At 50.3% G+C, this 9,653-nt stretch carries 9 protein-coding genes; 3 read left to right on the forward strand and 6 right to left on the reverse strand.

The genetic code is table 11. The features are described from left to right. A partial coding sequence (locus NZ772_07605; GenBank protein MCS6813421.1) for a CHAT domain-containing protein occupies nucleotides 1–3,461 on the forward strand: 3,461 nt, incomplete at its 5' end. A gap of 88 nt (nucleotides 3,462–3,549) precedes the next feature. Then, nucleotides 3,550–4,005 (forward strand): divergent PAP2 family protein, encoded by a 456-nt coding sequence (locus NZ772_07610; GenBank protein MCS6813422.1) that lies wholly within the window; start codon nucleotides 3,550–3,552, stop codon nucleotides 4,003–4,005. Nucleotides 4,006–4,126: 121 nt separating this feature from the next. Here the strand turns inward: NZ772_07610 and NZ772_07615 are convergent, their stop codons facing one another. The 6 genes from NZ772_07615 to NZ772_07640 form a co-directional block, all read right to left on the reverse strand. Next, the gene (locus NZ772_07615) at nucleotides 4,127–5,362 is read right to left on the reverse strand and encodes a HetZ-related protein (GenBank protein ID MCS6813423.1); all 1,236 of its coding nucleotides are present in this window, start codon (nucleotides 5,360–5,362) and stop codon (nucleotides 4,127–4,129) included. Nucleotides 5,363–5,747: 385 nt separating this feature from the next. Further along, nucleotides 5,748–5,969, reverse strand: coding sequence for a DUF4114 domain-containing protein (locus NZ772_07620; protein MCS6813424.1), 222 nt, complete (start codon nucleotides 5,967–5,969; stop codon nucleotides 5,748–5,750). 185 nt (nucleotides 5,970–6,154) lie between these two features. Beyond that, entirely contained in the window at nucleotides 6,155–7,711 is a 1,557-nt protein-coding gene (gene lysS / locus NZ772_07625; protein ID MCS6813425.1) for a lysine--tRNA ligase, read from the reverse strand. Between the two features lie 133 nt (nucleotides 7,712–7,844). Beyond that, a complete protein-coding gene (locus NZ772_07630; protein MCS6813426.1) occupies nucleotides 7,845–8,309 on the reverse strand; it encodes a CYTH domain-containing protein in 465 nt (154 codons plus the stop codon). Nucleotides 8,310–8,324: 15 nt separating this feature from the next. Beyond that, a complete protein-coding gene (gatC, locus tag NZ772_07635) occupies nucleotides 8,325–8,612 on the reverse strand; it encodes an Asp-tRNA(Asn)/Glu-tRNA(Gln) amidotransferase subunit GatC (GenBank protein ID MCS6813427.1) in 288 nt (95 codons plus the stop codon). Nucleotides 8,613–8,632: 20 nt separating this feature from the next. After that, a complete protein-coding gene (locus tag NZ772_07640; GenBank protein ID MCS6813428.1) occupies nucleotides 8,633–9,154 on the reverse strand; it encodes a photosystem I assembly protein Ycf3 in 522 nt (173 codons plus the stop codon). A 98-nt stretch (nucleotides 9,155–9,252) separates the two neighbouring features. Here NZ772_07640 and NZ772_07645 point away from each other — a divergent pair. Beyond that, the coding region (locus NZ772_07645; GenBank protein ID MCS6813429.1) for a hypothetical protein at nucleotides 9,253–9,653 on the forward strand (401 nt) is incomplete at its 3' end.

A 9,653-nucleotide genomic window follows, 5' to 3' on the forward strand; every position in this document is an offset into this window, starting at 1 on the left:
CTTCGACGATCGCGGCAGATGCCCTCCAGGCAGGCAACGGTGGCAAAATCATTGTCTGGGCAGACAACACCACCCGCTTCCTAGGGGGCATCACCGCCCGTGGTGCGGGACAGGTTCTAGGTGATAGGTTTGAGGTTCTAGGTTTCAACCCAGCTCTCTCTCCCCTAACTCCTAACATCTCTAACGGTGGCTTTGTGGAAGTCTCTGGCAAGCAAACGCTGCTGTTTCGCGGGCAGGTGGATACGAGTGCGCCCTTGGGCAGGCATGGCACATTGCTGCTGGATCCTGATGAGATTACGATCGCTCCTGGTGCTTTGGGAACTCTCACTGAACTGAGCAGCAATAACTTCTGGGGAGCCGGGTTCAGCGAGCCGTTGGAGAATCCGGGTAGTCAGACAATTGGCACCAATGATTTGCGTAGCTTGCTGCTACTCAACGACGTGACTCTTGAAGCTAGCGGCAACATTACGTGGGTTACTGGTGCAATATTAGACTATAACGGTATCAATGCTAACCGAACCTTAAACCTGGTGGCAGGTAATAGTATTACCATTAGCGGCACAATTACGGATACTGTAGTGGGTGGCGAGTCACTCAACCTTGTGCTGAATGCCGATCGGGACATCGATGGTATCGGCACTATCAGCTTGTCAGGTGCCAACATAATCACCAGTGGCGGCAACATTGTTTTGGGCGGCGGTATAGACCCGCTACTCAATCCAGCAATCGGTGTGGGCAGCCGTGGCATCTCCATCACCACCTCAAACCTAGACGCAGGTGGCGGCAACATTTCCCTGCGTGGTCAGAGCAATAACTTCATTGGTGTCTTGGTTCAAAACTCTACGTTACGAACAGGGGCTAGTGGCACGATCGCCGTGACAGGCACGACAATAGCCGGTGGGGACGGCATCAATACTAGTAGTGGACTGATCACAACAGGGGCTGGTGACATTACCCTTCTGGGCACTGCCCCTAGCGGCGGCACGGGCATTAACTTGGGTGCTGCTAATACTACGACGGGTAACATCACTGCTAATGGTATTGGCCAAGGTGGCTGGGGAATAGTTGTCAATGGCCCTGTTCTCTCTACTAGTGGCAACATTTCCCTCAGAGGTACTAACTCTGGTTCCTTTGAGGGCATTCGTGTCAATCAACCCATTACCACCACTACTGGAACGATCGACCTCAATGGCACGAGCAGCGGCAGTGGAGTCTGGGTGGTGGATGCAGGACGGATTACTTCCTCCGGGGGGCAAATTAGCGTCACTGGCTCCAACACCAGCATTGGCGGACGGCATGGGGTAATTATTGACGCTACATCTAGTGGTGTTAACTCGAATGGTGGCAGTATTTTCCTATCGGGCACAAGTGTTGCTTCTAGCACAGATATCGCCCTAAATCAAACTGTATCAGCAGGTAGTGGCAATATTGTCCTCACAGGCGATCGCCTCGCCATCAGCAGACCACTGACTGGATTCGGGCTAGGAATTCAGCCTCGCACTAGTAGCCTGGATGTGGAAATTGGCAGCAACTCTACATTTCTCAGCAGTGCTAGCATAGCTGCAATTAACACCAGCAAGGTCAGAATTGGTGGCCTTGTTCCCTTTGGCACTGTCACCTTGCGAACTGATGCTAACTTTAGTGCCATCACAGAGATTGATAACGTTGATACACTGGTAGGCCCTAACCGTTTCACCCAATGGACACTTACCGGGCTTGGCAGTGGCGAGATCAGCGGCTTTCCCGCTCGGCTCAGTTTCACGAATGTAGGCAATATCGTCGGCGGAAGCTTAGGCGATCGTTTTGGGTTTCAGGATGGTGCTAGCGTGCCTGGGACGATTAACGGTGGGGCAGGGTTCGATATTCTTGACTACACCAATTACAATGCTCCCTTTAGCGTGAACCTGGCTTTAGGGCTTGCTACAGGCACTATCAGCATTATTAGTATTGAGGATTTCATCCCCAAAGGCAGTTCACCTACTGTACCAGGTGGCAACTCATCTGGCGGCAGTTCGTCCAACCCCCCTCCAAATCCTCCAGATGGTATTCCAGATTTTGTCGATGATTTCCAGGCCGATGAGTTGGATGATATTGAAGGCTTAGATAGTCTGCTTGATGATCTATTCGCGGATATTTCATTGGATGTAGACTTGGCCAATATTCAAGATTTACCCGCTACTGATCTGGATCTATTAGAGATTGACAGCGACTTTGCCGCAGACTTTGCTGACTATCTCAGTGCCTCTGCTAGTGACTTCGCGACTGATGTAGATGCGGCAGCAACCTTGCGGCGAGTGAACCAAGAAACTGGCATCAACTCTGCCTTTGTGTTTATTAACTTTGTGCCATCGGCTGCATCCTCACCCACTGCTCGTGCCAAATCTGGCCAATCTAAACGGCGTGCTACTTGGTCTAGCCGACCTCAAAGCGATCGTGACGAATTAGAACTATTAGTGGCGACTGCCGATGGTAAGTATGTGCGTCGTCGGTTGCAGGGGGTGACCCGGAAACAGGTAATAGCAACTGCCGATCGTCTCCGGGTTGCCATTACAGAACCCGGCAGCGATGAGTATCGTAAACCTGCTCAGGCTCTCTATCAATGGCTTATTGCCCCCCTAGAACCCACCCTGAAGGCAAAGGACATCCGTCACCTGAGTTTATTGCTCGCTCCTGGATTGCGCTCCGTGCCCCTAGCCGTTCTCCACGATGGCAAGCAGTTCATGATTGAGAAGTACAGCGTTGGTCTCATGCCTAGCTTAGCCATGACCGACACCACTTACGAAGACCTCCGAGATGCTCAAGTGCTGGCAATGGGAGCCTCTAGGTTTGTGGAACAAAACCCCCTGCCTGCTGTGCCAGAAGAACTGCGCCTGATTGCCGATGACCTCTGGCCGGGCGAAGCTTATCTGAATGAGGCGTTTACCTTAGTCAATCTTAAGAGCCGCCACCGTCAGGGCAACTTCCGCATCATTCACTTGGCAACCCATGGAGACTTTAAAGCTGGTGATCTCAGCCAGTCCTACATTCAGTTTTGGGATACCCGCTTGCGCCTTAACCAAATCCGCGAGTTGAGCCTAAATAATCCCAAGGTTGATCTGCTGGTATTGAGCGCCTGTCGCACAGCGTTGGGCAACGAACAGGCAGAGCTTGGGTTTGCTGGCTTGGCATTTCAGGCAGGGGTACGATCGGTCTTGGGTAGCCTGTGGTATGTCAGTGATGAGGGCACGCTGGCACTTATGAAGGAGTTTTATAGTCAATTGCAGGTTGTCCCTATTAAAGCTGAGGCATTACGGCAGGCCCAACTGGCATTGATTCAAGGTAAAGTAGTCATTCAAGATGGACAGCTTCGCTCACGCAGTCGTGTTATTCCCCTACCCCCTGAATTAGTGCGCAATGAAGCTGTGAACCTCAAGCACCCTTATTACTGGGCAGCGTTCACCCTAGTGGGAAATCCCTGGTAGTATCCACTAGTAACCAACACGAGTGACCAAATAGTTACGCTGGTCTGCAATCCGGTAAAATCGTGATCATTGCAATAGATTAAGCGATATGCAAACTATCGGTAATATTCTGGACAACCATGTGCTCTGGGTTGCGATCGCAGCCTGTCTGATTGCTCAAGTTCTCAAAGCAGTTGTTGATATTGTTAAGCAAGGTAAAATTACATTCCGGCTATTAGTAGGAACTGGCGGTATGCCCAGCGCCCATTCTGCGCTTGTGACGGCATTAGCTACAGGTGTTGGACAGACTGTAGGTTGGGCCAGTCCAGAATTTGCGATCGCTACTGTGGTAGCAGTGATTGTGATGTATGATGCCGCTGGTATTCGCCAAGCCGCTGGAAAGCAGGCACAAGTCCTAAACCAAATCATGGATGAGGTCTTTCAAGAACAGCATGAGCTTCGCCCTGATCGCCTGAAGGAATTGTTAGGCCATACACCGGTACAAGTGCTGGTGGGATCAGGCTTAGGAGCAGCCATTTCCTGGTTAGCAGCACCTGCTTACTAGTCAGTGGATGACAAGCGGATCCCATTGCCTATGACTAGCATGGTTAAGGTAATCACCTGTTGGGTTACATCGCTCTCTTAGGGGCTATCTGTAAGAGACTATCTGTAATCTGTTAGGATGACTAGGTTTCGGCATTTCTTACCTGCCATGCTAGGTCTAGAAGCTTTTTCCACCGCTTTTGCACTTGCTTGGGTGTGCATTTGAGGGCTTTGGCAATCTCTTGATCCGTGAGGGTGTTGGCAGTGTCGTCTTGGTTTTGCGCCTGCTTCAGCTCTAGCAAATGTTGCTGATCAGGTGATAATTGTTGAACAAATGACTCCCATTGCAGGGACGAAAGCCCCAAATTTTGATTCACATCAGCTCCCAACCACTGGTGCACAAGTCGCCATTGATGGCTGCGAGCAAATTTCTCTACGTGATACTTAAACCGCTGCTGAAGGTAATCCCGTTGCCGAGCTGTAAGCTGTAAAATTTCATCAATTTCTGGAGCTGACAGATCTTGCAACTTTAGGGTCAAATAGTCAACACAATCATGCTGACCCTGAGATTCTAGGTATTGTACTAACTCTGCTATGACGCGATCCCGCAGCACACCTTCAGCCGGGTCTGTTACCTCGCTAACCATCTGCTCCCGCACCTGTTGAATTGCAGCCGATTGCTTCACCATTTCTGCATCATCAGCCTTACTCGATTCCGTTGCTAGCTCGATATCCACTGACAGTTCAGGCGGTTGACGGTTGCTATACCCTTGAGCACGCAGCACAATCAACTGCTGATTACGACAACCCGGCAAATTAATTCGCCGTTTAGCGTAATGCTCCGTAAAAGCCATATACTCTGCTAGTTCTAGCTGGGTTTTGGGAGAGTAGGTATCTGGTAACTGATTTTCACGGCGGAAGGCCTTTAAGGATTCGATGTAGAACCCCTGCATAAAGTCTTCAATCATGGCACAGCGCGCTTGAAAGCCGAGTTGAGCATGACTAGGAGCAATGTAGCGATACACGATCGCGCTCAAGGTACTGTGCAGTTCCGTGCGTCCCTGCCGGGATCCTAAATGATAGTAACTAAGACATTTCTGTAAGCGATGTTTCGCCAGCGTCATTCGCCACGTTTGCACCTGACCAGAATTCTGGATGCGATCGCTCTTGACACAAATGCGCTCAACTTCCCGAGCAATACGTTCTGCAACCTTGCGGGCGCTGCGACTAGGTGTCTTCAACTCTGCTCGTAACTCTTGCAACAACGACTCTACAAATAAATCGGATGCAGTCACAACACCCTGCGCCTCATTCTGGGTGGAGAGTGAGTCAGTTGCTATATTCAACGGCTTAGAAGCTGGTTTAGATTCAACATTCATGGTAGGACCCTCAGTAATGCACATATCACAATCACCCATCACTCAGTAACCACCACAAAGCACTCGTGGAACACTTGTGGACTGGGTAACTGTTGTGTCAAGTGTCTACAGTCAGGCATCTAGTGACTTCGGGGATACTCATAATTTTGAGGTCACTTTCCAAAGTGACTACCTATCTTGGGTGAAGGTTTCAGTGTCTAAATTTTCGATCCTCCACATTCCCTATCGGGACAATCTGAAGAATGATCTAGCCGCTTTCTGAAGCGTGACACCGCAACCAGTGGGTCAGCATTGCCACTGTGAGCACGAAAGGGTTGATCCATCGCACAGACAATGGCGAAAGATCAACCCTCCATGGAGCAATCAGGCTTAGAGATGAAGTGAATTAAGCAATACTGACACGAACAATTACGTCGTTAAAGTCGCGATCGCCACCGTTGGGCAAATCCTCGAAGCCAAAGACGTTATTTCCCAACATGCAGATGTGATCCACACCGTCGGAGTTGGCAGCAATGAAGGGGAAATAGACCTGGCATTGCCCTGCCAGCGCTTCTGCGATCGTGCCGTTGACGATAATGAAGGGGGCGAAGATGCCGCCACCCGTCAAGGTGCCGAATGCTCCTGTTCAGGGCTACAAGAGCCACGATGTCCCCATAAGCCCGCCTGTTGCTATAGTTTGCAAGCGGTTTGTTTGTTGCAGCAGACAATCCCGACAGACATACGCTACTCGGTCTGACTTGGATTCATCCCAGTTAAGTGGACATATTTTGCTAACTCGGATCCAAGCTTTGGCTATTCTGATTTGGCAACAGGGCGCATAGTGGGGAACATAATCACATCCCGAATACTGTGGGTATTAGTCAGTAACATAACAAGCCGATCGATACCGATGCCCATACCCGCACAGGTGGGCATTCCCAACTCAAGTGCTCGGATAAACTCTTCATCCATCGGATGCGATTCATCATTACCAGCCCTGCCCTGGGCCACCTGCTCCTCGAAGCGAGCATATTGTTCCTGGGGATCATTCAACTCAGAGAAGCCGTTGGAGAACTCAGTCCCAGCGATAAATAGCTCGAACCGTTCCACAAAGCCAGGTTTGCTACGGTGTCCCTTGGCTAGGGGGCTGACCTCAACGGGAAAGTCGATGATAAAGGTAGGCTGGATGAGGGTAGATTCTACTAGTCGGTCAAATACGGTATAGAGCAAGTGACCAAGACTCTGGGTTTCCAAGTGGGATAGTTCTAAGCCCAGCTTCTGGGCAGCAACGATCGCTGCCTCTAAGTCCAGGGTGGCAAAATCCAATCCTGTCGTTTCTTGGACAGCTTCGACCATAGTCTTGACCTGCCAGTGCTTGCCCGTAAACCCAGGAATGCGATCGCTATAGTCGTAGTGCCGCTCTAGGCTGATGGTATGTCCCTGATAGTCCAGTTCCAGACTGCCAATGCAGGTTTGAGCCGCATTACAAATCACCTCTTCTACCAGCGCCAAAATATCAAAATAGTCGCCATAGGCTTGATAAACCTCTAGAGAGGTAAACTCTGGATTGTGAGTGCTGTCGATACCTTCATTCCGAAAGACGCGCCCCAGCTCAAACACCCGTTCAAAACCGCCACAAATTGCCCGTTTTAGGAATAGTTCTGGAGCAATGCGCAGATAGAGGTCGGCATCTAGGGCGTTGTGGTGAGTAATAAAGGGACGAGCCTCTGCACCACCGTAGATGGCTTGTAGGATGGGGGTTTCAATCTCATGAAACTGATGAGTGTATAGATAGGTGCGCACACTTTGAATAATTTGGCTGCGGAGGAGAAACCGCTGATAGGTTTCAGGATGAGCAACTAGGTCTAGCTCGCGGTGGCGACGGAGCATCTCGGCATCGCTAACGGTGTAATAGCTATCAGGAAAGGGACTGATGGCCTTAGACAGGAGATGGATTGTATGCACCTCGATAGACAACTGGCCGCGCTGGGTGCGACATCCAACCCCAGTGACCCCGATGAAATCGCCTGTATCTAGCAACTTGCCCATCTGCTCAAAGGACAAACCTACATCACCCACAACCTTTTTCTGCTCTGCCTTAAGCTGAATCTTGCCACTGGCATCGCGCAAATCCATAAACATCAGCTTGCCACTGCTGCGCTTGGAAACAATCCGACCGCAGAGTCGCAGGGTTTCATTCAACGGATCCACATCACTAGGAGCTAGTTGACGATCGGGTTGGGTAAACAACTCCTCCACTTGAGCAGCGGTGTGGGTGCGCTGCCAAGACTGGCTGGGGTAGGGGGCAATGCCCAGCTTCCGTAACTCTACAACCTTCTCAGCCCGAACCTCATCTTCACGTCTAGTCATAACTTACTGGTTTTGAACGATCGTGCCCCTAGCAACCTTTGCGTTTCTTATCTTACGTCTTAACTGAGCTATCACTGTCCAGAATTGCATATCTACCGCTGGGGTAATCTAGTAACCATGAAGAGATTCTGACCTACCAGCGAGAAAAAGGATGACTAACGAGGCTGGCGTTGTAGTAGCGGGCATCATGGGTAACTTCGTCGCCCACCCAACTGGGCAGGGTGATGGCCTGGGTAGGGCTGGTCAGTTCTACTTCAGCAATGATTAAGCCCTGATTTTCTCCCAAAAATTCATCCACTTCCCATACCAAACCATCCCAGTCAATCCGGTAGCGAGTTTTCTCAATTAGGGGACGATCGCACAGAGTCGCCAGCATCGTTTCAGCATCCGCAAGTGGAATCGCATATTCAAATTCTGGTCGCACTAAGCCAACGGGTGCGCCTTTAATGGTTAAGTAGCCTTGATCACCCGCTATCCGGACTCGTACAGTGCGGCCTTGACCCTTAGTAATGTAGCCCTGACGATAGAGTGTGCCCTGCCCTAGCGTGCGCCAAGCATCTCCTATGACTAGAAACTTGCGCTCAATCTCGATCGCCATAGGGTGTAAAAACAACTACTCATTGACAATTTTGGGAACCCGGAAGAAGTCACCATCACGATCCGGTGCTTCGTTCAACAAGGCTTCCCGGTCAACATCGGTCACCAACACATCAGGACGCATGACATTGCTGACATCCACAGCTCGAAAGGTAGGGGGCACATCTGTAGTATCAACTTCTGCCAATTGTTGAAAATAGTCAAGGATGCTGTTGAGTTGCACGGTGAATTCAGCCTCTTCAGCCTCCGTAAGCTGCAACCGGGCCAGATGAGCCACTTTGCGCACTTGATCTCTGTCGATCATCCACTGTTTCTCCCTAGCCGTTAAAAGTACACATCCATGTCGGAGCGGCCCGTGGTTTTTAGCCAGTTTTGTGCCTCAATGTAGTTGTTGGGAGCCACCCGAATTGCCCGCTTCCAGAATTCAGCCGCTTTATCCAGCAGCGCTTCGCCTGCATCAATATTGCCTGCTGCTTTTTCCTTTTCACCCAGATAGTGATAAATGACAGCCGTGTTATTAAGAGCTTGGGGCATCTGGGGATTCAAGTCTAGGGCCTGTTGGTAGGTTTCCAGAGCGCGCTCATGTTCACCATTGCTAGCGTAAATTAAGCCCATGTTGTAAAGAATATAACTCCGATCAATAGCGTCCTCTTCTAGCTTCAGGGCCTCTTGATAGTTTTCTAAGGCTTCTGCATATTCCCCGTCAGCTTGGGCAGACATTCCATCTCGATAGTAAACAAAAGCTTCCTTTGCCTTGCGGCTAGTGGGCAACACCTTCAGGATTAGGTCTGCCATAACCGTAAAGCTTTTATCAATAAAGTTGTCGTTCCGTTGGGTTCTGGGCATAGGTTAACCGCAACTACTCATTTATCAATCGTTGATCACATCTAACATAAGCTAGTTTAGTGTAAGTCGTGAGATGTCGCTAATCGCTGTTCTGACCCATGAAATTTCAACGATCGACGTTAGTGCTGCTGCTCATTGCCGTATTGCTGAGTGGTGTAGTGTTTGTCTCAGAGTTTCTAGGGAAGCCTCAACAAGAGGCCCAGCGCGCCCAACAGCAGCAAATTTTTACCTTTAAGGAAGCTGATGTCACTTCAGTGCGGATTTTAACTGATGCCAAGGCGATCGAAGTCGTCCGGAAATCCCCTAAGGCGGCAACACCATCACCAACCCCTGCTGCCGAAGCTTCACCGAAAAACCCCACTGCCGCCGAGCCTAGCCCTAAGAGTCCAGAATCTCCCCAGTGGCAACTCTTGCAGCCTGTTAACACTCCAGGCAATGATGCAACGGTGGCCTATCTGTTAAGTTTATTAACCACGAGCCAGTACGATCGGACATTGAC

It is taken from the genome of Cyanobacteriota bacterium, assembly GCA_025054735.1.
Classification (GTDB): Bacteria; Cyanobacteriota; Cyanobacteriia; order SKYG9; family SKYG9; genus SKYG9.